The sequence below is a fragment of the Amycolatopsis sp. CB00013 genome, assembly GCF_001905755.1.
In the GTDB taxonomy this organism is placed as follows: Bacteria; Actinomycetota; Actinomycetes; order Mycobacteriales; family Pseudonocardiaceae; genus Amycolatopsis; species Amycolatopsis japonica.
This window is the reverse complement of sequence record NZ_LIWC01000005.1, coordinates 460,535-484,128: the sequence shown is the minus strand read 5'-3', so window position 1 is coordinate 484,128 and position 23,594 is coordinate 460,535. Positions and strand designations below refer to the sequence as shown.

Below are 23,594 nucleotides of genomic sequence, written 5' to 3'. Positions count from 1 at the left end.
GTCGCTGGTGTTATCTCAACGTTGAGATTATCAGTGAGGAGACATCATGGCGATCATCGCCGAGCGGCCCGTCGTCCCGGCGGAACCGGCGGCCGCGAAACCGACGCTGCGTGACGCCGGGCTCGCCGCGCTGGCCCCGGCCAGCTGGGGCACCGTCTACGTCGTCACCGCGACCCTGTTGCCCCCGGACCGGCCGCTTTTGGCCGCCGCGCTGCGGGCGCTCCCGGCCGGGCTGCTCCTGCTGGCACTGACCCGGCGGCTCCCGCACGGGTCGTGGTGGTGGAAGACGACGGTGCTCGGGATGCTCAACTTCGGCGCCTTCCTGCCGTTGATCTTCTTCGCCGCGTACCGCCTCCCCGGCGGGGTCGCCGCGACCCTCGGCGCCCTGCAACCCCTGCTGGTGGCGCTGCTCGCGCTCCCGATGCTCCGCGTCCGGACCCCGGCTCCGATCCTGCTCGCCGCGATCGCCGGCGCCGGTGGGGTCGCGCTGCTGACCCTTTCGTCGGAAGCCCGGCTCGACCCGCTCGGGCTCGCCGCCATGCTCGCCGCCGTCGGACTCATGGCCGTTTCCCTGATCCTGACCAAGAAATGGGGCCGCCCTGAGCATCCGCTGGCGATGACCGGCTGGCAGCTGACCCTCGGCGGCATCGTCCTCGCCCCGGCGACGCTCCTGTTCGAAGGGCTCCCGAGCTCGCTGACGACGGCGAACCTGATCGGCTACGGCTACATCGGCATCGTCACCACCGCGCTGGCCTATCCGCTGTGGTTCCGCGGCATCGACCGGCTCGCCCCGGCGTCGGTCTCCCTGCTGACGCTGACCAACCCTCTCGTCGCCACCGCCGCGGGATTCCTGGTGCTGGGCCAGACCCTCACCGGCTGGCAGCTCACCGGATTCGCCGTCGCGCTCACCGCGTTGACGCTCAGCCAGACCCTCGCCCGGCCCGGTCGCGCAGGTGCCCGGTGAGTTCCGTGACGGTCGGATGGTCGAACAGGACGCGGGCGGGGAGTTCGACGCCGGTCAGCTCCCGGAGCCGCGTACGCAGGTCGATGACGGCCAGGGAATCGAGCCCGAGTTCGGTGAACGGCTTGTCCACGGGGATCGTTCCCGGATCGTGGTGGCCGAGGACCTCGGCGAGTTCCACCCGCAGCAGCTCGCGCAGTTCTTGCTCCGTGGGCTGATCCGGCCAGCGCCGGTCGGGTGACGGCGGCGCGGGTCTCGCGGCGGGGCGGCCGAGACCGTCGGCGATCGGGGGCAGACCGGCGGCGGTGGGGTCGAGCCGGGCGGCGATCAGGACCGGTTCGGCGTGTCCGAGCGCGGCGTCGAACAGCGCCATTCCCTGCTCCAGGGTCAGCGCGGCCACCCCGGAGGTCTGGATGCGATGCCGCGCCGCTTCGGGGATCTTCGAGCCGAGGCCGATCTCCAGATCCCAGAGACCCCAAGCGACCGACGTCGCGGGAAGCCCTTCCGCCCGCCGTCGTACGGCCAACGCGTCGAGGTAGCGGTTCGCCGCCGCGTAGTTCGCTTGTCCCGCGTTGCCGAAAGTGCCGGCCAGCGAGGAAAAGAGCACGAAAGCCGACAGGGGGAGATGTCGGGTGGCCTCGTGCAGGATCGCCGCGGCGTCGGCCTTCGGGCGGAAGACGGTGTCGATCCCGGCGGTCGTCTGCGCGGTGAACGCGGCGTCGGCGACGACGGCGGCGGAGTGCACCACGGCGGTCAGCGGCGGGTCGCAGGAGTCGACCAGCTGCCGGACGAAGGCCGGATCGGCGATGTCGCCGTCGACGATCCGCACGTCGGCGGGCAGTCCGCGGAGCTCGTCCGCACCGGGCGCGGCCGGGCCGCGGCGGCTGACCAGCAGCAGATGCCGAACCCCGTGCGCGGCCACGAGATGCCGGGCCAGCGCCCCACCGAGCGCGCCGGTGCCGCCGGTGATCAGCACGGTCCCGGCCGGGTCGATCGGACGGCCGGACGCGGGCGCGGTGCGGGCGATCCGCAGCGCGTGCGGTACGCCGTCCCGGATCGACAGCTGGGGTTCGGGGTTGCCGCCGACGAGTTCGCGCACCTTCTCCACCGGGAGCGCGGTGTCGACCACGGTGACCAGGCCGCGGTACTCGCTCGACGCGGCGGCCCCGAGCCCGAAGAGGGCGGCCGACGCCGGACCGGCCGCGTCTCGGGTGACGACGACGGTGCGTTCCCCGCGCGGGAGGGTGTCCTGCAGCGCGGTGAGCGCGATCCGGACGTCTTCGGTCTCGACGATCCGGACGTCGTCGGCGCGCGAGGCCGGGACGGGGATCCAGCGCGGCGCGTAGAGCATCGTGTTCCCGGCGGGCAGCGGCCGGGTGAGCAGGGATTCCACCACCGCGACGGGTGTTCCGGCCGGGTCGAAGAGTTCGACGCGGACTTCGCCGGGGCCGGACCGTACACAGTGGACTCGCGCCCGGCGCGCGGCGGGGGCGAACACGTGGACGCCGCTCCAGAAGAACGGCACGCGTGCTTCGTCGCCGGGCGCTCCGGCCAGCGCGAGGGTGTGCACCGCCGCGTCGAGCAGCACGGGATGCAGGGCGAATCGGCCGTCGACGTCTTCGGCGAGCGCGATGTCGGCGAACAGTTCGTCGCCGTCCTGCCACAGTCCGGTCACCGCGCGGAAGGCGGGACCGTAGTCGAGGGCCGCGTAAGCCCGGTCCAGGTCGACCGGTTCGGTGGCGGGAGGCGGCCACTCGCCCTTCCAGGGCTGCGCGAAGACCTCGGAGGTCCCCAGACGGCCGGTGGCGTGCCGCGTCCAGGCGTCGGAATCCTTGGCGTAGATGTCGATCCGGGGCCCGTCGACGACCACTTGGAGCGCGACGTCCTCTGACCGGCCGAGCCGCAGCGGCGCCTCGATCGTCAGCTCGGCCACGTTCGTTCCGCCCGCGTGCACGGCGAGTTCGACGAAGGCACTGGCAGGGAACAGTGTCGCGCCACCGACGACGTGGTCGGCGAGCCACCCGTGCGTGCGGACGCCCGCCGAACCGCCGTGCACGACCCTGGGCGAGTCGGGGGCGACTAGCGCCGGGCCGAGCATCGCATGGCCGTCGTGGCTCCGGCGCGGTTGCGGATCGAGCCAGAACCGCTCGCGCTGGAAGGGATACGTCGGCAGCGTGACCCGGCGGGCGCCGCTGCCGTCGAAAACCGATCGCCACGACACGGACACGCCGGCGGTGTGCAGCTCGCCCGCCGCCTCCAGGACGCTCCGGCTCGTGTCCATAGTGGACACAGTGGGCAGTACCGATCCGGCGGCCCTGCTCAGCACCGCAGACGGGCCGATCTCCAGGCAGATGGCCGTTTCCGTCGCGGCGATGGTGTCCAGCGCGTCGGCGAACCGGACCGGTTCCCTGGCGTGCCGCACCCAGTACTCCGGGCCGACGCCGGTGATCGCGCGGCCGGTCAGGCCGGAGATCAGGGTCCTCTCCGGTGCGCGGTAGGTCAGCCCGGTGGCGACCTCGTGGAATTCGGCGAGCATCGGGTCGATCAGCGGCGAATGGAACGCGTGGCTGACGCGCAGGCGTGCGGAACCCGGCCACTCGGCCGCGATCGCCTCGGTCACGCTCGCGGCTCCGGACAGCACAAGGGATCGAGGGCCGTTGACGGCGGCGATCGCCACCTGGTCGGCGAATTCCCCGACCAGCGGGGCGACTTCGGCCTCGGCCGCCCGGACGGCGATCATGACGCCACCCGGCGGCAAAGCGGCCATCAGACGGCCGCGCGCGGCCACCAGGACACCGGCGTCCTCGAGGGAGAGGACACCGGCGACATGTGCGGCGGCGATCTCGCCGATCGAGTGCCCGGCGACCGCGCCGGGCCGGAGACCCCACGATTCCAGCAGCCGGTACAGGGCGACTTCGTGGGCGAACAAGGCGGCTTGTGCGTGATCCGTCCGGTCGAGCAACTCCCCGCCCTCGAACGCGACTTCACGGACTCCGCCGCCGAGCGCCTCACACGCCGCGTCGAACGCCTTGCGGAACAACGGGAACCGCTCCGACAGTTCCTTTCCCATTCCCGCGCGCTGCGCGCCCTGTCCGCTGAACAGGAACGCCGCGGCCGCCGGTCCGCGCACGGTCCGGCCCCGGCGTTCGCCCGTGGCGAGGGCGCGCAACGCGGCGAGATCGCCGGACGGGACCAGCGCGCGATGCTCCAGCGCGGAGCGGGTGGCGAGGGTGAACGCGACGTCGTCCTCGTCCCGGCCGCCCACGGTCGCCAGCAACCGGGAGGCGGCGGCTCGCAGGGCGCCGTCTCCGGCGGCGCTCAACAGCCACGGCGCTCCGAGAGACGCAGGAGCTCCATTTTCCGGCGAGGGCGGCGCTTCCGAGACGAGAACGTGCGCGTTGGTGCCGCCAATCCCGAACGCGGAGACCCCGGCGTGCCGGGTTCTCGGTCCGGCACGCCATTCCCGGCCTTCGGCGAGCAGGCGCACATCGCCCGCGGACCAGTCGACGCGGGGGCTCGGCTCGTCGGCGTACAGCGACGGCGGCAAATGCCCGTGCCGCAAGGCTTCCACCATCTTGATCACCCCGGCGACGCCCGCCGCGGCCTGGGTGTGCCCGATGTTGGCCTTCACCGAGCCGAGCCACAGCGGCCGGTCACGTCCGCCACCGTAGGCGGCGATGAGGGCCTCCGCCTCGATCGGATCGCCGATCGGGGTGGCCGTTCCGTGCCCCTCCACCGCGTCGACGTCGGCCGGGGACAGACCGGCGTCGGCCAGCGCGGACGCGACGACCGCGCGCTGGGCCAGCCCGCTCGGCGCGGTCAGCCCGTTCGACGCCCCGTCGGAGTTGACGGCCGAACCGCTGAGCAGCGCCAGCACCGGATGCCCGTTCCGGCGGGCGTCCGACAGCCGCTCTAGGAGGACGACGCCCGCACCCTCGGACCACGCCGTGCCGTCGGCGCCCGCCGCGTAGGAGCGGCATCGGCCGTCCGGGGAAAGACCGCGCTGGCGGCTGAATTCGAGGAATGTGCGCGGGGACGACATCACCGTCGCTCCACCGGCCACGGCGAGCGAACACTCGCCGGCACGCAGCGCGCGCACGGCCCAATGCAGTGCCACCAGCGACGAGGAGCAGGCGGTGTCGACCGTGACCGCCGGGCCGTGCAGCCCGAAGGTGTAGGAGATCCGGCCGGACGCGAGCGCGTGCGAGGACCCGATGCCCAGCCGTCCCTCCATCCGATGCCCTTCGAACCGGCTGGCGTAGTCCTCGTTCATCACGCCGACGAACACCCCGGTGTCGCTTCCGCGCAGCGTGGCGGTGTCGAGGCCGGCACGTTCGAACAGCTCCCACGACGTCTCCAGCAGCAACCGCTGCTGAGGGTCGGTCGACAGGGCCTCGCGCGGCGACATCCCGAACAGGGCGGGGTCGAAATCCATGGCGTCGTCCACGAATCCGCCGCGGCGGGTGGTGGATCCGCCGAGCCTGCCGGGGTCCGGGTCGTATCGGACGGAGTGCTCCCAGCCCCGGTCGGTGGGGAAGTCGCCGGTCGCGTCGACGCCACCGGCCACCAGGTTCCACAGGTCCTCGGGCGACGTCACGCCGCCGGGGAACCGGCACGCGGTCGCGACGACGGCGATCGGTTCGTCGTCGCGAACGGGAACGGTTCTTCTCGTGGCGGGTCTGCTTTCCCCGGACAGGAGCCGTTCGAGCTCGGCGATGACCGCGGCCGGGGTCGGGAAGTCGTAGACGAGTGCTTGGGGGAGGGCCAATCCGGTCGCCTCGGCCAGCCGGTGCCGCAACTGCACGCCGCCCACCGACGTCAGGCCCAGTTCGGCGAACGGCCGGTCGCGCCACCGCTCGCCGACGTCGCACAGTTCGGCGATCGCCTCGCGCACCAGCGTTTCCGCCACGGGCGGCGGAACGCGCAAATCCTTCCGCAGCGCTTTCCCCGACGGCGTCCGGGGAAGGCTTTCGACGACGTGGAAGGCGACCGGAACCTTGTACGCGGAGAGCCGGTGGCGGCACAGACGGCGTACCGCGTCGAGATCCGGCTCGTCGGAGACGAGGAACGCCACCGGGACCGCGCCGAGGACCTCATCGGGTCTTCCCGTCACCAGAACGTCTTTGACGCCAGGGACTTCGGCGATGACCGCCTCGATCTCCGTCGGGTGCACGTTCTGGCCGCCGCAGACGATGACGTCGTCGGCGCGGCCTTCGAGGACGAGCCGTCCCTCGGCGAGACCGCCCACGTCACCGGTCCGGTACCAGCCGTCCGGCCCCGCGGCGCTCGGCGCCACTCCGGGACCGCGCACCTCGATCTGCTCGTCGACGACGCGGACCTCCATCCCCGGCACCGGTGTCAGATGATCGTCGCCGGGGAGCTGGACGGCGATCTTGCCACCGGTTTCCGTGCTGCCGTAACCGTCGAGGACTTCGATGCCGAACAGGTCCCGGACGGCGGCGCGGGTCGGCGCGGTGCACGGCGAGCCCCCGGAGAGGCACAGTCGTGGCGCGGGGAGAACGCCGCGGACCTCCTGACGCAGATTCAGAAACGTCGCCGGGACACCGGCGAGGACACCGCCGGGGAACGCCGTGAGCGCCCCGCGCAGATCGCGATCGATGATCCTCGTGTGCGTGCCCAACGCGATCGTCCCGGCGAAGGCCAGCGACAACGCGTACGCGTGGTGCAACGGAAGCGGCCACAGAACGGTGTCTTCGCCGGAGATCCCGTACATCGGGCCGTAGCAGGCGGCCGACGACCAGAGCATCGCGCGCTGGGTCGTCAGCACGCCTTTGGGGTGGCCGGTCGTGCCGGAGGTGTAGAGCAGCCAAGCGGGTTCGTCGAGGCCGAGATCGTCGCGCGGTTCACCCCGCGGGGGCGACGGCTCGTCCTCGACGAACACCACTCGTAACCGGAGCCTTCGCGCGAGCTCCGCGTGCCTGGCTTCGGTGATCAGCAGAACGGCGCCGGAATCATCGGCGACACGGGCGAGTTCGGCCGCCGTCGACCGCGCGCTCACCGAAACACCGACCCCGCCCGCCCGCAGCACCGCCAGGCTGTACTCGGCGAATTCGACCCGCCCGCCGACGTGGATGAGCACCCGTTCGCCGCGGGCGATCCCGAGCCCTGCCGCCAGTCGGCCGCTCGACTCCAGCAGTTCCCCGAAGGTCAGGGTCCGGTGCTCGTCGGTGAACGCCGGCCGGGCGGGCTGCCGTTCGCGTAACAAGGTCACCAGCGGGCGGATCTCGGTCATCCTTCGAAGGTATAGGCGCGCGGGTCGGCGCGGCGACGTGCTCAGCTTCCCGAACGGGCACTTTTCGCCGACGGATCGCGCATCAGGCGGCCTTTTCGTTCCGCTCGGTCGCGGACCAGCCGTCGTCGTCCTGGTCGAGGCCGGAAACGGTGCCATAGAAGACACTTTCGGCGTTCTGGTCACCGGAGAGGTGGAACCGCAGCCACGCGGTGATGGCGCCGATGGCCCGGTCGCGGGTCTCGCCCTGGAGGAAGTGCGTGGCGCCCTTCAGCTGGCCGTACACGGCGGGAACCTGGTCGCAGGCAAGGAATCGGCTGCGCACGTAGAAGGCAGGCACGATGACGTCGGCCTGCCCGGACACGAAGAAGGCGGGTCCGTGCAGCTTGTTCACGTTGCCCTGCGGGCCGGGCATGATCGGCAGCGTGGTCTTGACGAGCGGGTCCGCCCCGGCCGCGATCGCGCCGCCCCCGCCTTGCGAATGCCCGGCGGCGGCGATCTTCCCGGTGGCGATGCGACCCTGGAAGACGCTGCCCGCACGGGAGTTCTCCGCGATCAGATACCGGGCGCCCGCCAGCATCTCCTGGCCGGATCCCGACTGGCCGGTGTTCGCGGCCGCGACGACGTAACCCCAGCTCGCGAGGTGGGTGAAAAGCTGCTCGTACTGGTCGACGGTGGCGTTCGTGCCGTTGCCCCAGATCAGCACCGGATGCTCGGTGCCGTCAGAGGCGATGTCGGCCGGGTAGTAGAGAGTGTGCGCCGGACCGCCTGTCGCCTTGACCGCCTTGTGCGGCCCGGCTTTCTCGTACACGCGCGGACTGGTCGGGGCGGCCGCCGACGCGGCGACGGCGGTCTGCGGGACCGCCGTCGCCGACACGGCCAGCGCCAGCACGGTCAGCAATGCCCTGCGGCTCAAGGAACGCATGGTGTCTCCGAACGGTTTCGAGGAGTGATCTCGTGATCATTCCAAGCGGAGCGCTTGTTGTTTCCTGGAAGTTCCCCAGAATCGCGGCGGGGCGGATTGTGAACGGTGACAATCGGCGGAACGGAATGAATACGGGTACTTATTCAACCGCGGTTGATCGCAAGTACATGAAGGCCCCCTTCCTTGCGTCTAGCGCAAGGAAGGGGGCCTTCATGTACTGCAAGGGCGAGCGAGTCACTCATGAGGCCTATGCGGTCCAGGTGACCGGAAGCTCGTGCACGCCGTAGATGTTCATGTCGGTCTTGAGCTTGACCTCCTCGGCGGGCACGGCGAGCGCGAGCGTCGGGAAACGGCGCAGCAGTCCCTCGAAACCCGCGCGCATCTCGATCCGCGCCAGCTGCTGCCCGAGGCACTGGTGGATGCCGTGCCCGAACGACAGCAGACCGCGGGCATTGCGGTGCAGGTCCAAGGCGTCGGGGTTTTCGAACCGCCGCGGATCACGGTTGGCGGCCAGCAGCGAGATGATCACCGTCGACCCCGCGGGGATCGTTTCGCCGCCGAGCTCCAGATCCTCCGTGGCGTAGCGGAAGAAGATGTCGGCGACGGACAGGTAGCGAAGCAGTTCTTCGACGGCGCCGGGGAGCAGCTCCGCGTCGGCCCGCAGTTCGGCGAGCTGCTCAGGGTGCTCCAGGAGCGCGAAGGTGCCCAGCGCCAGCATGTTCGCGGTGGTCTCGTGTCCCGCGAGCAGCAGCAGGAACGCGGCGCCCGCCAGTTCCTCGATGGTGAGGTCTTCGTGGCGGCCGAGGTCGGACAGGATGTCGTCGCCGGGCGTCTCGCGTTTGCGGGTGACCAGTTCGGTGAGGAACGTGTTCATCCCGATGAACGCGGCCATCTTCTCCTCCAGCGTCTGGTCCCTGACCATGAGCTGCGCGGAGTTGGCCTGGAAGCTCTCACGGTCCTCGTAGGGGACGCCGAGCAGCTCGCAGATCACCAGCGACGGCACCGGCAGCGCGAACTCCTTGACCAGGTCGATCGGCGGAGTCAGGTTCGCCATCGCGTCCAGCCGCCGTTCGGTGATCTCGACGATGTGCTCTTCGAGCTGCTTCATCCGCTTCACGGTGAAGGCGCCGGTCAGCCGCTTCCGCAGCCGGCCGTGGTCCGGCGGGTCCATCGCGACGAACATGCCCGGCATCGGCGGCGACGGTTCGGTCGGAGCGGGCATCCCCGGCGTCTCGTACGGCATGTGCAGGATGCCGATGTCCTGGCGTGAGCTGAAGCGGGTGTCGGCCATCATCTGCCGGACCTCGTCGTAGCCGGTGACGAGCCAGCCCTCGTGACCGTCGGGGAAGACCATGGGACTCACCGGGCGGGCCTCGCGCAGCCGGGTGATCTCGCGGGGCGGGTCGAAGGGCCCCGCGTCGCGCTCCATCGGGAGGCCCTGCGGGACGGGAACCGTCTGAGTCATCGCTTCGCCTTTCGTGGTGGTTGTGACGGCCACTCTCCCCGCGAGGCCTGACATCCGGCTGACACGGCGCTGACACCACCCGTGTCAGCGCCGTGGCGGGGCCGTGTCAGCGCGGCCTTTCAAAGTGGTGCCCATGAACGACACAGCGATCGCGGTCTCCGGACTGCGCAAGACCTTCGGCGACAAGGTCGTGCTCGACGGCATAGACCTCGAAGTCCGGGCGGGCACCATCTTCTCCCTGCTCGGCCCGAACGGGGCGGGGAAGACCACGACGGTGAACCTGCTGACCACCCTGATGAAGGCCGACGGCGGCACCGCGAAGGTCGCGGGCCACGACCTGGTGACCGAGGCCAAGGCGGTGCGGGCCGCGATCGGCGTCACCGGCCAGTTCGCGGCGGTCGACGAACTGCTGACCGGTCAGGAGAACCTCCAGCTGATGGTGGACCTGAGCCGCGGGAAAGCGGGCAAGAACGTCGTGTCCGAGCTGCTGGAACGCTTCGACCTGGTGGAATCGGCGCGCAAGCCGGCGTCGACCTACTCGGGCGGTATGCGCCGGAAGCTGGATCTGGCGATGACGCTCGTCGGCGATCCGCGGATCATCTTCCTCGACGAGCCCACCACGGGCCTGGACCCGCGCAGCCGTCGCACGATGTGGTCGATCATCCGCGAGCTGGTGGCGGGCGGCGTGACCGTCTTCCTCACCACCCAGTACCTCGAAGAAGCTGACCAGCTCGCCGACCGGATCGCGGTCCTCGACCAGGGCCGCCTGGTCGCACAGGGCACGCCCGCCGAGCTCAAGCGCCGGATGCCCGGCACGCACGTCCGGCTCCACTTCACCACCGTCGCCGAACTCGACGCGGCGGCCCGGATCTTCCCCGGAGCCACTCGCGACGACGAGGAACTCGACCTGCGGATCCCCAGCGACACCGGGACAAAATCTCTGCGCTCGCTGCTCGACCGGCTCGACGAGTACTCGATCGCCGCCGAAGAGTTCTCCGTCCACACCCCTGATCTCGATGACGTTTTCCTCGCCCTGACCGGCCACGACACGGAGGCAGCCCGATGAACTCCCCCTCGACGGTGATGTTGCGCCGTAACTTCAAGCACCTCGTCCGCAACCCGACCTCGGTGTTCAACGCGATCCTGATGCCGGTGGTGATGATGCTGATGTTCGTCTACGTCTTCGGGGACGCGTTCAGCGTCGGCGTCGACTACATCGACTACGCGACACCGGGTTTGATGCTGCTGGCCGTCTGCTACGGCCTCGGCGCCACCGCGACCGCGGTGAACTCCGACATGACCAAGGGCATCATCAACCGGTTCAAGGTCATGGACGTCTCCCGCGGCGCCGTGCTGACCGGGCACGTCATCGCCAGCGTGCTGACCAACCTGGTCGCCATCGCGGCGCTCACCGGGGTGGCCTTCCTGCTCGGCTTCTCGCCGGCGGCCGGTTTCCTCGACTGGCTCGGCGTGGTCGGCATCGTCGTCCTGCTCGGTTTCGCGGCGGCCTGGCTCACGGTCGCGCTGGGACTGGCGGCGAAATCCCCGGAAACAGCGGGGATGGCCTCGGTGCCGCTGGTCATGCTGCCGTTCTTCAGCAGCGCGATCGTGCCCGCCGAGAAGATGGGGCCGGGGCTCCGGGAGTTCGCCCAGTACCAGCCCTTCACGCCGATCATCGAGACCCTGCGCGGGCTGCTCAACGGGGCACCGGCCGCGGGCGACGTGCTCCCGGCCCTCGGCTGGTGCGCCGGGATCGCGCTCGCCGGATACCTGTGGGCGTCCTCGACGTTCAAGAAGCGAGCGTGACCTCGGCCAGCTGTTTCCAGTCCGCCGCAGCGCCTTCTCGCGCCGCCTCCGCGAACTTCGCTTCGCCGAGGCGGCGCAGCGCTGTCTCCTCGATGCGGGTCACGTCCGGCCGGGACCGGTCCGGCAGCCCGCGCAGTTCGTCGGCCGCCCCGAGCAGCCTGCCTGCCTGTTCGGGATCGTCCTGGCGCAGGGCCAGATCCGCGATCCCGACGAGCACGTGGGCGATCAAGGGCTGGTACTGCACTTCACGTGCCGCCTGATAGGCCGATTCCCGGTGTTGACGGGACCGGCCGAGATCGTCGGTGAAGTAGCCGCGAAGGTCGTGGGTGATGGCGCGGACGTGTCCCAATCCCGCTTCGTCGCCCATCACGGTCGTCGCGAAGTCGAGCTGCTTCGCCGCTTCCTCGGTTTCGCCACGCCAGTGGAGGAGTTCCGCCTGCGAGAGGGCGAACATGCCCAGGGCACCCGGCCAGGTGACCCGCTCGGCGCGCCGTTCCGCATCGGCCGCGGCGGCGGCGCTGGCCTCCTCGTCGCCCATCAGCCAGAACAGCTGTGCCTGTCGCGACCGCAGCCGGATCAGGTCCTCGACGGAACCGACCTCGGTCACCACCGTGACCGCCTGTTCGTAGTACTCGCACGCGGTGGCGAACTCGCCGCGCGTGGCGAGCCGGTCCGCCAGTTCGGTCAGGGCGAACGAGATCCCGAACCGTTCCCCGATGGCCCGGAACTCGCTGAGCGCCCCCTCGAGATATTCGTCCGCCTCCCGGCCGGGATGGCCGAGCGAGACGCGCATCTTGCCGAGGTGCAGCCTGCCCAGCGCGCGGACCCAGGGGTTTTCGTCCGTCAGCACCGGTTCCCACGCGGACAGCGCCTCGTCTCCGGCCAGCATGCGTTCCAGCGGGACGACGAGGCCCAGCAGCGGATGCTTCTTTTCGGTGCGAGTGCCCAGCCGGTACGACTCGTGGATCCACTTCGCCGCGGTGTGCTCGTCGGCGAAACCGGAACTCACGAAGAGCGAGACGAGCCCGTACACGACGGCCGCGATCTCTTCCGGCACCTCGCCCGGCGTTTTGACGGCCGCGCTGACCAGCTCCATGCCTTCCGTGCGGTGCCCGCTGAGCCACCAGTACCAGCCACAGGCCGCCGCGAGCCGCATCGCTTCCGGCGCTTCGCCCGCCGTGAGGGCGCCGCGCATCGCGGCGGTGATGTTGTCGTGCTCGGCGTTGAGCTTGGCGAGCCATTCCAGCTGCTCGGCCTGGCGGAGCATCGGCTCGGCGGCCTCGGCGAGGCCGGTGAAATACGCGAGATGCGCGTGGCGTGCCAGCAGCGTTCCGTCCGCCTCGGCGAGCCGTTGCGCGGCGTACTCCTTGATCGTGCCGAGCATCCGGTAGCGCGGAGCCTCGTCGCCCGCGGAGACCAGCAGCGATTTCTCGGTCAGCGCGGTGAGCAGTTCGAGGACCTCGTACTCCTCGACGGCCTCGCTGACGCAGACCCGCTCGGCCGCCTCCAGGCTCGCCCCGCCCGAGAACACCGAGAGACGGCACAGGACCGTCCGTTCGGCGTCGGACAGCAGCTCCCAGCTCCAGTCGACCATGGCGCGCAACGTCCGGTGCCGGGGCAGCGCGGTCCGGCTGCCGCCGGTGAGCAGGCGGAACCGGTCGTCGAGCCGGTTCGCGAGCTGCTCGACGGACATCGTGCGCAGCCTGGCCGCGGCCAGCTCGATCGCCAGCGGCATCCCGTCCAGGATCCGGCACACGCGCGCCATCGTGTCGAGAGTGGTCTTGTCGGCCACGAAATCCTTGCGCACCGCGCTCGCCCGGTCCCGCAGCAACCGGACAGCGGGGGAGGCTTCGATCTCGCCGGGTGCGGCGTGCCGGTCCGGGACGGCCAGCGGCACGACATGCCACAACGTCTCGCCGGTGATGCCGAGCGGCTCCCGGCTCGTCGCCAAAATCCGGAGACGACGGCATTCCCCGAGCACCCGATGGGCGAAGGCCGCGGCCGCCTCGATCACGTGCTCGCAGTTGTCCAGGATCAGCAGGACTTCCCGGTCGCGGATCGCGGCGACGACCCGCTCGGCGGGTTCGGCGTTCGACGAGTCGCCGAGCAGAGCATCCCTCAGGCCGAGCGCGGCGAGCGTCGCTTGAGCTACGTCATCATCCGGGCCGATGGCCGCGAGCTCCACCAGCCACGCGCCGTCCGGGAGGTCGCCGAGCACGGTGCGCGCGGTTTCCGTGGCCAGCCTGGTCTTCCCCGAACCGCCGGGCCCGATCAGGGTGGTGAGCCGGTGCTCGGCGACGAGCTCGCGGACCTTGGCGACGTCGTCGTCCTTGCCGACGAAGCTGGTCAGCTCGGCGCGCACGTTGGTCTTGCGGTTCTCCTCGCGCCGTCCCAGCTCGCCTCGCAGCAGTTGGACGTGCACCGCGGACAGCTCCGGCGACGGATCGACGCCGAGCGCGTCGGCCAGTGCTTCCCGCGTGCGCTGGTAGACGAGCAGCGCTTCGGTGTCACGCCCGGTCGCCGCGAGGGCCCGCAGCAACGCGGCGACGAGCCGCTCGCGTAGCGGGTGCGCGGCCACCAGATCGGTCAGCTCGGTGACCAGGTTCGCGCCGTGCCCGAGGTCGAGTTCCGCGTCGAACCGGTCCTCCAACGCCGTCAGGCGAAGCCCTTCGAGCCGGGTGACCGCGGCGTCGAACGCGCCGCTGTCCTGCAGGCCGACGTCCTGCATGGCCGCCCCGCGCCACAGCCCGAGCGCCTCGCGCAGCCGCCTCGGCTCCTCGTCGCCGCGAGCCTGCTCGATGAGCCGCTCGAAACGCACGGCGTCGACGTCTTCGGGCGCCACCTTCAGCCGGTAGCCGTCGGTCTGTCCCTCGACGACGCCGTCCGGGAGCACCTTCCGCAGCCGGGAAACCAAGCGCTGCAAGGCGTTCGTCGCGTCGGCCGGGGGCTGCTCGCCCCAGATCCAGTCGACGAGCGTCGCTTTCGGGACCACACGGCCCGGCTCGAGCGCGAGGGCGATCAACAGCCCGCGCAGCCGCGCGCCCGGCACGTCGGCGAGCCCGCCGTCGTCCGTGTGCACCTCGAAGGGCCCCAGCATCCCGATCCGCATTGGGCCGATTTTGCCACGGGTGACCAGGGGACTTACGACTCGCCGGTGAGCCTCGCCGAACCGATCGAGGCCGCGGTGATCGCCCTGGCGGCGGCCTGGGTCGACGAACCGGAGTTCAGGCCGGTGAGCGACGCCCGGTCGAGGGCGTGCACGACGAATTCGTAGGTGTTCACGGTCGAGGGCGAGCACGGGCCCTGGTAGCCGTAGAGACTGGCGCTGCCGCGGTAGTAGACCTGCCTGGAGCCGGCGGGGACCGGCGGCCGGTAGACGTGCTGGACGTTCTGGGGGAGCGAGGCCGTGGACGCCGGGATGTCGTAGATGACCCAGTGGATGAGGTTGGCGTTGTCGAGGTCGCGCATGACGATCGCGTAGCTCTTCGCCGCGGCGGGAGCGCCCGACCAGGCCAGCGGTGGCGACTCGTTCTTCTTGGCCGGATCGTTCCCGCCGCCGCTGGTGCACTCGTGCACCTTGGGTATGAGGCCGCCGTTGGCGAAAGCGGTGCTGGACAGGGTGAACGCGGTTTGCGCCGCCGACGCCGCGGGGGAAAGGCAGGCGGCGCCGAGGGCGAACAGGGCGCAGAACACGATTCTCGTTGCTCTCACTGGAGTCTCCCGAGGCCGTTTGTGGTTCTCGTGCGCGGAATTCAGCGTAGGGAGCCCGGAAAGCGGCGGCTAGCGCACTTTTCCGGCCGAACGAGGTGTTTTCCCCGGGCTCAGGCGCGTCTCACGCGTGATCAGAGGCGGAACTCACGTGATTGAACGGCGAACTCGCGTGATTGGGAGGCGAACACACCGGGAACCAGATCCGCCGCGTGATCGCCGTCCGGACACGCGAGTTCCGCCTTCAATCACGCGAGTTCCGCTTTCAATCACGTGAAAACGGCTCAGGCGCGCACGAGCACCGAGAAGTAGATCGGCCTGCTGGCCGGGAACAGTTCCCGGTTCTCCTCGTCGACCATCTTCCAGAAGACCTTGCAGTCGGCGGGCGCGGTCGGCGGGGCGCTCACGGTGACCGTCACCTGCACGTTCCCCTGCGGGGCGGTGTCGTTGACCGGGATCCGGTCCGGGGTGCGGCAGGCGCCGGGCGCGACCGGGAGGTCGGTGCGGCGCAGATACCGCTTCCGCCATTCGACGGTGCCGGTGTTCTTGAGCTCCCACACCTTCACGAACTGGCTGCCCGGTTTGACCACGGTGTCGTCGGGGATGGTGACGTCGGCGACGAACTTGCTCGCGTCACCGGGATGGGGCGGCACGGACGGGTCCTGCGCGTCCGGCAGCAGGACGACCACGACGGCGGCGATCGCGGCGACGGCGACGAGGGCGAGCGTCACCAGGAGGAGTTTGGACCGCGACCGCGGCGCGGGATCCGGTTCGCGGTCGGCGGCGAGCACGAGCTGGACACCCTGCCATCGGGCGTGCCATTCCTCTTCGTCACCGTCGCAGGCGCGGACGAACTCCCGGACCGTCTCCCACGGCTGCAACCGCTTGCCGGTGACGGTGAGATGCAGGGTCGCGTGGGACACCGCGCCGGACTTCGCGGCCATCTTCCGGAAGGACGGCTCCCCGGCTCGCGTCCGGAGCTTCCGCAGCTCCTCCATGAACGCTTCGAGCTCCGGCGCCCGTTCTCCTGTTCGCGGTTCCGGCACGCTCCCCCTCGCGATCGTGTCCAACGTGACAACGTTTTTCGTCACTCTTCGCGGCTTGGTGACTATATCGCGAAGAGTGTCCGGATCGCCGCGCCGACCAGCGGGATCGGTCCGCCGCGCACGCTGTCAAACGCTGTCAACCTGCGGTTTTTGACGTCAGACGTTGCGTACAGGCGGTTCCGGGTGACACCGCTTCCGGGCCAGTGTCGGTCACGAGCTGCTCACAGGGAGCAGCCATCGAGTGAAGGAGCAGTCATGCGCAAGGTGGCAACCGCCGCGATGTTCGCCGCTCTGTCCGGGGCCACGCTGGGGATGACGGCGGCACAGCCCGCGGTGGCCGCACCCTCGGTCAACATGGAGGCCGTGGTCAAGGCGGCCATGTGGGATCCGTACAAGGCCGACCAATCGATCACGCCGGGTTCCGGGGAGAGCGTCAAGGTGGTCGAGCAGGCGCTGGCCGCGAAGAACCTGCTCGACAAGAAGCAGGTCGACGGGCACTTCGGCACCTCGACGGTGACCGCCTACCAGAAGTACCAGAAGTCGCTGGGCCACAGCGGCCTCGCCGCGAGCGGTCTGCCGGGCAAGGGCTCGCTGACCGAACTGGGCAAGGGCCGCTACACGGTGACCGCGCCGATCGGCGTCGGCTCGAAGACCAGCCTGGACGGCAAGACGGTCAACAAGCGCACGGCCGACATGATCGCGGCCGCGGAGAAGAAGGCCGGGGTCAAGTTCACCATCACGCAGGGCTCGTACAACGCCGGCGGGGTGGGCGCTTCGGGTGGTACGCACGACGGCGGCGGCGCGGTCGACATCTCGGTGAACAACATCTCGAACAAGACCGCCGCGGTGAAGGCACTGCGCGAGGTCGGGTTCGCCGCGTGGCACCGCACGCCGAGCCAGGGCGACTGGGTGGAGCACATCCACGGCATCGCGATCAGCGACACCGACATGTCGCCGCAGGCGCAGGCCCAGGCCGGCGACTACTTCAAGGGCCTCAACGGGCTGGCGAGCCACGCCAAGGACGACGGCCCCAAGGTGAAGAAGGTGACCTGGGAGGAATTCAAGCGTGGGTGACGCCACGGCGTTCCGGACGGGGCGGGCGGCTTCGGTCGCCCGCCCCGTCAGCGCGGGCCGGTCCGGCGCCAGTGTTCGGCCGCTTCGCTCATGTCCTCGCGCAGATGCCGGAAGAACCGGCTGGTGGTGTCCAGCCGGGCGCCCGCCGGGCCGTCGAGCAGGGCGGCACCTCGCCGGGTGACTTCAGCCCATTGGGTCATCGCTTCGAGACTTGTCTGCCAGGCGCGGTAGCCGAAGTCGTCGTCGATGACGTATCGCTGCCGCCTGCCCTCACGCTCACGAGTGATCAGGCCGCGTTGTTCGAGCCAGCCGACGGCCTTGGACACCGACGCGGGGCTGACCTCCAGCCTGGCCACCAGTTCGGTGGCGGTACCGCCACCGGTGTCCGCGGTGAACAGGCACGCCAGGACCCTGGCCATCATCGCCGGGACACCGGTCGCGGCCATCGTTTCGGCGAATTCGGTTTCGAAGTCGCGCAGCGTTTCCGAGGGTTGCTCGGTTTCCGGCGGCGGGCCGGGTTTGCGGCGTCGCGCCCGCCATCGCGTCGCCTGCTGCGCCTGATCCGCCCGGTAACCGTGGGCGCCGCCGTTGCGCGCCACCTCACGGATCACGGTCGATTTGGGGCGTTCCATCCGGCGGGCGATTTCGGCGTAGGCGAGCCCCGCCGACAGTCCCGACGCGATCTGTCCACGTTCGTCGTGGGTCAAACGGTTTCCCGGCACCCGTCCTCCGGTGCATTCAGTGGCATGGTCATTGCATCGATTCTAGGTTCTGTGTTGCAGGAATAGGAAAAACGAGCCTACGGTTTCTTCGTAAGCGAAGAAATCGGGAGGTGCATCCGGGATGACGGCCAAGGTATGCCTGGTCACCGGAGCGTCGTCGGGGATCGGCCACGCCACCGCGCTGGAACTCCTGCGCGCCGGGCACATCGTCTACGGCGCCGCGAGGCGTGTGGAGAAGATGGACGACCTCCGCGTGGCGGGCGGCCAGGTGCTCAAGATGGACGCTCGGAACGAGGACGATCTCCGCCGAGCGGTCGGCACCGTTCTCGACGAGCGGCAACGAATCGACGTCCTGGTCAACAACGCGGGGACGGTGCTGCACGGCGCCGTCGAGGACGTGCCGCTCGACAGCGCGCGCGACCAGCTCGAAGTCAATCTCCTCGCGCCCGCCAGGCTCGTTCAACTCGTCCTGCCTGCCATGCGGGGCAGGCGATCTGGCACGATCGTCAACGTCTCGTCGATCGGCGGCGAGATCGCCTTGCCGTTCGGCGCTTGGTACTACGCGTCGAAGCACGCGCTCGAAGCGTTCTCCGACACGCTCCGGATGGAGGTCGAGCCGTTCGGCATCGACGTCGTCATCATCCAGCCGGGCATCATCAAAACCGAGTTCGAGGACCAGACTTCCGCGCAGTTGCGGGAGAACTCCGGACACGGGGCTTATCGCGAGATGGCGGAAGCCATGGCGCGGCACGGGGAAACCGGGCTCAGCGACGGCTCCGACCCTTCCGTCGTCGTGGACGCCATCCGCAGCGCCATCGAAGCCGAGAAGCCGGAGACGCGGTACGCCGTCGGTCACCTCGCCGAGCAGCTCCTGGAGCTCAACAGGACGCTGCCGGATCGCGAATTCGACCAGCTGGCCATGCGCGCGACGAAGTAGCTCAACCGCTCGGCTGTTTCTCGACGACCCTCCGGTGGCGAGTGCGCGCGACACCGATCCACAGCAGGACGGTGACGACGGCGCCCGGTGCCGCGGTCAGGTACACCGGCCACGCGCGGAAGCCGGACACCCACAGCATCGTGACCAGGCCGAAGGTGATCAATGTCCAGATCAGCGCGAGTGCGCCGCCTCGCCGCCGCCACCGGGCGGTGAGGCCGCGCACGCTGTCCCCAAGTCGGCTCACACCGGTGAATACCCGCTCATCGCCTGGTCAACCCCCGGAAATCAGGCGCGGAGGTAACCGGTGATCATCGCCACGAGCTCGTTCTCGAGCCGCGTGACGTCGATGGAGCCCGGCGAGGCGATGAGCTGGTGCACGGTGAGCTCCACGGTCGACGCGACGAGCCGGGCCGCGGTGTCCTTGTCCCGCACGCGGACTTCGGGATGGTCGTGGAGCAGTTCCCGCAGGTCGCCGATCATCTCCCATTCCAGCCGGGTGATCCGTTCCAGCAGTTCGCCGGAACGGGGCGCCTGCTCGATCATGACCTGCAGCAGCCGCGGATCGTCGAGATGGTTCTCGATCACCGTGCGCACGAAATCCCGGATGACGGTTTCGAGCGGTTCCGGTGATTCCTTGTACCGGCGCAGCGTCTCGGTGGCCCGGTCGCCGTCGAGGTGGCGGGTCAGCAACTCGGCCAGGATCGCGTCCTTGTTCGGGTAGTACTGATACAGCGAACCGATCGAGATCCGGGCCCGTTCGGCGATCCGGTTCGTCGTCCCCGCGGCGTACCCGAACTCGGCGAAAACGTGAGCAGCCGCCGTGAGGATGCGCTGCCTCGTGAGCTCGGCCCGGACCTGGCGAGGCTGTTTACGTGGCTGAATCCGTCGTTGCTCCGACGTCATGACACTCCCGGTGAAGCGGCGCGAAAGCGAGTAGCGAGCGGGCTGAACAATTGCTCATAATTGTGCCATGACCAGCACTGATACGCGTCCGCGCAGGCTGTCGCCCGAAGAGGTCCGTGCCCGGCTGGGGGAGCCGGAGGCCATGATCAGGGCCAAGGTCCACGACCGGATCGACCGGCACGGCCACCGGTTCATCGCCCATGCCCCGTTCGTGGCGATGGCGACGTCGGACGCGACGGGCCTGCCCGACTGCTCGCCGCGCGGCGACTACCCCGGTTTCGTGAAGGTGCTCGACGAGCGCACCCTGGCGATCCCCGACCGGCCGGGCAACAAACTCGCCGACTCGTTCCGCAATCTCGCGGAGAACGACGGGATCGGCCTGATGTTCGTGGTCCCCGGCATGCGGGAGGTCTTCCGGGTCAACGGTCGCGCCTATCCCACCGACGAGCCGGACGTGCTCGCCAGGATGCGCACCGAAGGCAAACCGGCGGTCTTGGCGATCATCGTCGACGTGGTGGAGACCTTCTTCCACTGCGGCCGCGCGCTGATCCGGTCCCGGCTCTGGGATCCCGCGAGTCAGGCGCTGGCGGACGAATTGCCGTCCGTCGGCGAGGTCGCCGCCGAGCAGATGGGTCCCGGCGTCGATCCCGAGGTACTCCAGACCATGCTCGAAACCGGCTACCGGCAGTTGTACTGAGGTGATCCCGTTGACGCAGAAGACCGTTCTCGACCGCGTGGAACCGGTGGCCGATGGTGTCGTCTCGCTGGTGTTGCGCGGCGCCGAGGGACCGTTGGCGCCCTGGGAGCCGGGCGCGCATGTCGATCTGTCCCTGCCGAACTGGCTGACCCGGCAGTATTCCCTGTGCGGAGACCCGGCGGATCGCGGCAGCTACCGGGTCGCCGTCCGCCACGACCGGCTGAGCCGGGGCGGTTCGGAATACGTCCACCTGTTCCTGCGCGCGGGCCGCACCCTCGATGTTTCGTTGCCGCGCAACAACTTCCCGTTGCTGCCCGCCCCGGAGTATTTGTTCATCGCGGGCGGGATCGGCATCACGCCCATCGTGCCGATGCTCGCGGCGGCGGGTGACTCGGCCAGGTTGGTGTACGTCGGCAGGTCCGAAGCGACCATGCCGTTCGCCGCCGAACTCAAGGCGGCGTACGGCGACAGGGTGCGCCTGCACACGGACGGCAGACCCGATTTCGCCGCGTTGGCGGCCGGACTCGGCCCGGACGCGCTGGTCTACTGCTGCGGCCCCGCGTCGATGCTCGACGCCGCCGAGGCGGCGTTCCCCGCGCATCGCCTGCACCTCGAACGTTTCCGGCCGGCGGCCAAGGAATTCGCGCCGGACGTGCCGTTCGAAGTGCGTTGTGTCCGCTCGGACCGGACGGTGCCGGTCGCCGCGGAGGAATCGTTGCTGGACGCCCTGAATCACGCTGGGTTCCGGATCCCGTCCGGGTGCCGCGAAGGCGTTTGCGGGAGTTGCGAGATCCGCGTCGTCGGTGGGGAACCGGAGCACCGCGACGACATCGGCGCGCCGGACGGGCGGATGTACTGCTGTGTTTCGCGTGCGTCTTCGCGGTTGGACGTCGACCTCTGACCCGGCGTAGGCGCTACGCCGTGTCGCTCACGATGCGCAGGGTTCCGTCGGCGAGGACGTGTCCGGCCTTGAACGCGTCCGTGACGTTCGGGGCGTCGAGCCAGTCCGCGTCCAGGTCTTCGTCCCAGCCGAAGATCTGCTCGGCGATCGTCAGGGCCCGCGTGTCTTCGCCACGCAAAAGCGCTTCGGCGATTCGCAGATACTCCCCGGGACGGTGGCCGGCGTAGCGCGTCGCCATCGCGGCCACGTCCTCGACCATCCACCGTCCTTGATCGGGATAGAGGGCGGCAAGGCAGGCGAGTACGTATCGGGTCGCGAGTGGTTCGGCCTCCCACCGGGTCAGGAGCGCGGGAAGTTGCTCGCCGACGGCGATGTGCACGTCCGGTGTCCACGGAGCCGCGTCGGGGGCCCGTCCCCGTGCGGACGCGGGTTCGGCGTCGGCGAGGACGCCGGCCGGAAGGCAATCCGCCGCTGTGACCAGCCATGTGTAGAGGTCGAGCCGCCGGGAGGCACGGAGGCCGCCTGTGGTGATCAACCGGCCGACGAACGGCAGCGCGGGGGCCGTCGCGGAATAGCAGCTCCCCTGGTGAAGCAGGTTGTCGCCGAAGAGTTCGTCGAGGAGTTCATCCCAGTTGTCGTCGTCTCGCGCGAGCGCCCGGATCAGCTCGGGAATGTCCTCCGCCGGACCGTGGGCATGGTCGAGCTCGCTCCATTCGACCTCGTCCAGCCCGCTCGGATCGGCGTGTGCGTCGGAGACGGGATCAGGAGTCAGTTCCAGGGCGTACGACGGAGGCGCGGGCGCGATCACGACGGTGGGGACAGGCGGCCGCGCACCGGGGTTGGTGCGCACGATCGGCGCGTTCCGGAAATGCGTGAGCATGCCGGGGTCGCATCGGCTGCCACCTTGCCGGTATCCGCCGAAGCCACGCGCCAGGCGGGCAGCGGCCTTGCCGACGGCGTCGATGGTCCGATGTCCCTGGACGTCGACCGGATACGGGCCCTCGTCCAACGCGCACACGATCCAGCCCTCGGCCTGCGCCGGGCGTGCCACGACCATCGCGAAGCCGTACTCGGCCAGAGCTTCGGTCAACGCTTCGGCGCTCACCCTGTCGGGGACCGCGTAGTTGTGCGTGCCCGCTATCGCCGACCAACCGGCCATGGCCGCCCCCTTATGTCACCGCAAGACTGCCAGAGCCGACGTATACGGATCGTCGGCGCCCGCTGGCTAGGCTCACGCGGATGGTGGAACCCGCATACGATCCCGAACTCGCAGCCGTCCTGCCCGCGTTGAAGGGGAACGTGCCGGTCGGTATGACGGCGGATCAGCTGGAGCGGTACCGGGCGTTGCCGTTCCCGACGATCGAAGAACAGATCGGCGATCGCCCGGTCACCTGGACCGATCACACGATCCCCGGATACGGCGGCGCGGAGATCACCGTTTCGGTCATCGCGCGCCGGGATCATCGCGGCGGCGGGCCGGGGATCTACCACGTGCACGGCGGCGGAATGGTGATGGGCGACCGGTTCGCGTCGGTGGGGCCGCTCGTCGAATGGGCGATGAAGCACGACGCCGTCGCGGTCACCGTCGAATTCCGCCGCGCGCCCGAACATCCGGATCCGGTGCCGGTGGAGGACTGCTACGCCGGCCTGGAGTGGATGGCCGCGCACGCGGACGAGCTGGGCTTCGACCCGGGCAAGCTGGTCATCTTCGGCGGCAGCGGCGGAGGTGGCCTCGCCGCCGGGGTCACGCTGCTGGCACGCGATCGCGGCGGGCCGGCGCTGTGCGGCCAGCTGCTCCAGTGCCCGATGATCGACGACCGGAACGACACCGGGTCCGCGCGCCGGTACGACGGCGTCGGCGTCTGGGACCGGACCAGCAACCTGACGGCGTGGACGATGGTCCTCGGCGATCGGCGAGGCGGCCCCGACGTCTCGCCGTATGCCGCCCCGGCCCGCGCGACGGATCTCGGCGGGCTGCCCCCGACGTTCATCGACGTCGCCGCCGCCGAAGTGTTCCGCGACGAGGCCGTGGCCTACGCGAGCGCGATCTGGGCGGCCGGGGGAGAGGCGGAATTGCACGTCTGGGGCGGCGCGTTCCACGGCTTTTACGATCTCGCCCCGGAAACCGCCGTCGCCCGATCGTGTCTCGCCGCCCGCGATTCCTGGCTGGACCGGCTGCTCGCCGGACGTGAATGAATT

General features: G+C 70.0%; 18 protein-coding genes. 8 read left to right on the top strand and 10 right to left on the bottom strand.

The annotated features are described in order from the left end of the window. Nucleotides 1–46: 46 nt before the first annotated feature. Entirely contained in the window at nucleotides 47–964 is a 918-nt protein-coding gene (locus AMK34_RS32320; protein ID WP_073847872.1) for an EamA family transporter, read from the top strand. Here AMK34_RS32320 and AMK34_RS32315 read toward each other — a convergent pair. The 3 genes from AMK34_RS32315 to AMK34_RS32305 all read right to left on the bottom strand — a co-directional run bounded on the left by AMK34_RS32315 (nucleotide 921) and on the right by AMK34_RS32305 (nucleotide 9,601). Further along, nucleotides 921–7,214 (bottom strand): type I polyketide synthase, encoded by a 6,294-nt coding sequence (locus AMK34_RS32315; RefSeq protein WP_073847871.1) that lies wholly within the window; start codon nucleotides 7,212–7,214, stop codon nucleotides 921–923. The two genes, AMK34_RS32320 and AMK34_RS32315, sit on opposite strands and share 44 nt — an antisense overlap. An 82-nt stretch (nucleotides 7,215–7,296) precedes the next feature. Next, nucleotides 7,297–8,136: a poly(ethylene terephthalate) hydrolase family protein gene (locus tag AMK34_RS32310; RefSeq protein WP_073847870.1), complete on the bottom strand. Its 840-nt coding sequence runs from the start codon at nucleotides 8,134–8,136 to the stop codon at nucleotides 7,297–7,299. A 247-nt stretch (nucleotides 8,137–8,383) separates the two neighbouring features. Further along, entirely contained in the window at nucleotides 8,384–9,601 is a 1,218-nt protein-coding gene (locus AMK34_RS32305) for a cytochrome P450 (RefSeq protein WP_073847869.1), read from the bottom strand. 133 nt (nucleotides 9,602–9,734) lie between these two features. Between AMK34_RS32305 and AMK34_RS32300 the strand changes: the two genes are divergently transcribed. Both AMK34_RS32300 and AMK34_RS32295 read left to right on the top strand, forming a co-directional pair. Then, nucleotides 9,735–10,667, top strand: coding sequence for an ATP-binding cassette domain-containing protein (locus tag AMK34_RS32300; RefSeq protein ID WP_073847868.1), 933 nt, complete (start codon nucleotides 9,735–9,737; stop codon nucleotides 10,665–10,667). Beyond that, nucleotides 10,664–11,407, top strand: coding sequence for an ABC transporter permease (locus AMK34_RS32295; RefSeq protein WP_038518361.1), 744 nt, complete (start codon nucleotides 10,664–10,666; stop codon nucleotides 11,405–11,407). Before AMK34_RS32300 ends, AMK34_RS32295 begins: the two co-directional genes overlap by 4 nt. Here the strand turns inward: AMK34_RS32295 and AMK34_RS32290 are convergent. The 3 genes from AMK34_RS32290 to AMK34_RS32280 form a co-directional block, all read right to left on the bottom strand. Further along, nucleotides 11,391–14,516, bottom strand: coding sequence for a BTAD domain-containing putative transcriptional regulator (locus AMK34_RS32290; RefSeq protein ID WP_073847867.1), 3,126 nt, complete (start codon nucleotides 14,514–14,516; stop codon nucleotides 11,391–11,393). The two genes, AMK34_RS32295 and AMK34_RS32290, sit on opposite strands and share 17 nt — an antisense overlap. A 32-nt stretch (nucleotides 14,517–14,548) precedes the next feature. After that, nucleotides 14,549–15,100: a YbhB/YbcL family Raf kinase inhibitor-like protein gene (locus AMK34_RS32285; protein WP_073847866.1), complete on the bottom strand. Its 552-nt coding sequence runs from the start codon at nucleotides 15,098–15,100 to the stop codon at nucleotides 14,549–14,551. Between the two features lie 299 nt (nucleotides 15,101–15,399). After that, nucleotides 15,400–16,161: an NBR1-Ig-like domain-containing protein gene (locus tag AMK34_RS32280; protein ID WP_073848018.1), complete on the bottom strand. Its 762-nt coding sequence runs from the start codon at nucleotides 16,159–16,161 to the stop codon at nucleotides 15,400–15,402. Nucleotides 16,162–16,416: 255 nt separating this feature from the next. Here AMK34_RS32280 and AMK34_RS32275 point away from each other — a divergent pair, with 255 nt between their 5' ends. Further along, nucleotides 16,417–17,235: a peptidoglycan-binding domain-containing protein gene (locus AMK34_RS32275; protein WP_038518352.1), complete on the top strand. Its 819-nt coding sequence runs from the start codon at nucleotides 16,417–16,419 to the stop codon at nucleotides 17,233–17,235. A 47-nt stretch (nucleotides 17,236–17,282) separates the two neighbouring features. On the opposite strand, the gene AMK34_RS32270 is transcribed toward AMK34_RS32275, so the two are convergent. Then, on the bottom strand, nucleotides 17,283–17,957 hold the full coding sequence (locus tag AMK34_RS32270; protein WP_073847865.1) for a GbsR/MarR family transcriptional regulator: 675 nt from the start codon (nucleotides 17,955–17,957) through the stop codon (nucleotides 17,283–17,285). Between the two features lie 121 nt (nucleotides 17,958–18,078). Here AMK34_RS32270 and AMK34_RS32265 point away from each other — a divergent pair, with 121 nt between their 5' ends. After that, nucleotides 18,079–18,894 (top strand): oxidoreductase, encoded by an 816-nt coding sequence (locus tag AMK34_RS32265; RefSeq protein WP_073847864.1) that lies wholly within the window; start codon nucleotides 18,079–18,081, stop codon nucleotides 18,892–18,894. A 1-nt stretch (nucleotide 18,895) separates the two neighbouring features. On the opposite strand, the gene AMK34_RS32260 is transcribed toward AMK34_RS32265, so the two are convergent. Next, nucleotides 18,896–19,138 (bottom strand): hypothetical protein, encoded by a 243-nt coding sequence (locus tag AMK34_RS32260; protein WP_228694666.1) that lies wholly within the window; start codon nucleotides 19,136–19,138, stop codon nucleotides 18,896–18,898. A 41-nt stretch (nucleotides 19,139–19,179) separates the two neighbouring features. Then, on the bottom strand, nucleotides 19,180–19,797 hold the full coding sequence (locus AMK34_RS32255; RefSeq protein ID WP_073847863.1) for a TetR/AcrR family transcriptional regulator: 618 nt from the start codon (nucleotides 19,795–19,797) through the stop codon (nucleotides 19,180–19,182). A 67-nt stretch (nucleotides 19,798–19,864) separates the two neighbouring features. Between AMK34_RS32255 and AMK34_RS32250 the strand changes: the two genes are divergently transcribed. Both AMK34_RS32250 and AMK34_RS32245 read left to right on the top strand, forming a co-directional pair. After that, nucleotides 19,865–20,494, top strand: coding sequence for an MSMEG_1061 family FMN-dependent PPOX-type flavoprotein (locus AMK34_RS32250; protein WP_073847862.1), 630 nt, complete (start codon nucleotides 19,865–19,867; stop codon nucleotides 20,492–20,494). A 4-nt stretch (nucleotides 20,495–20,498) separates the two neighbouring features. Then, a complete protein-coding gene (locus AMK34_RS32245) occupies nucleotides 20,499–21,395 on the top strand; it encodes a PDR/VanB family oxidoreductase (RefSeq protein WP_198941806.1) in 897 nt (298 codons plus the stop codon). Nucleotides 21,396–21,408: 13 nt separating this feature from the next. On the opposite strand, the gene AMK34_RS32240 is transcribed toward AMK34_RS32245, so the two are convergent. Then, nucleotides 21,409–22,554: a hypothetical protein gene (locus tag AMK34_RS32240; RefSeq protein ID WP_073847861.1), complete on the bottom strand. Its 1,146-nt coding sequence runs from the start codon at nucleotides 22,552–22,554 to the stop codon at nucleotides 21,409–21,411. Between the two features lie 80 nt (nucleotides 22,555–22,634). On the opposite strand from AMK34_RS32240, the gene AMK34_RS32235 reads away from it, so the two are divergent. Continuing rightward, nucleotides 22,635–23,591: an alpha/beta hydrolase gene (locus AMK34_RS32235; protein ID WP_038518331.1), complete on the top strand. Its 957-nt coding sequence runs from the start codon at nucleotides 22,635–22,637 to the stop codon at nucleotides 23,589–23,591. The last annotated feature ends 3 nt before the right edge of the window (nucleotides 23,592–23,594 follow it).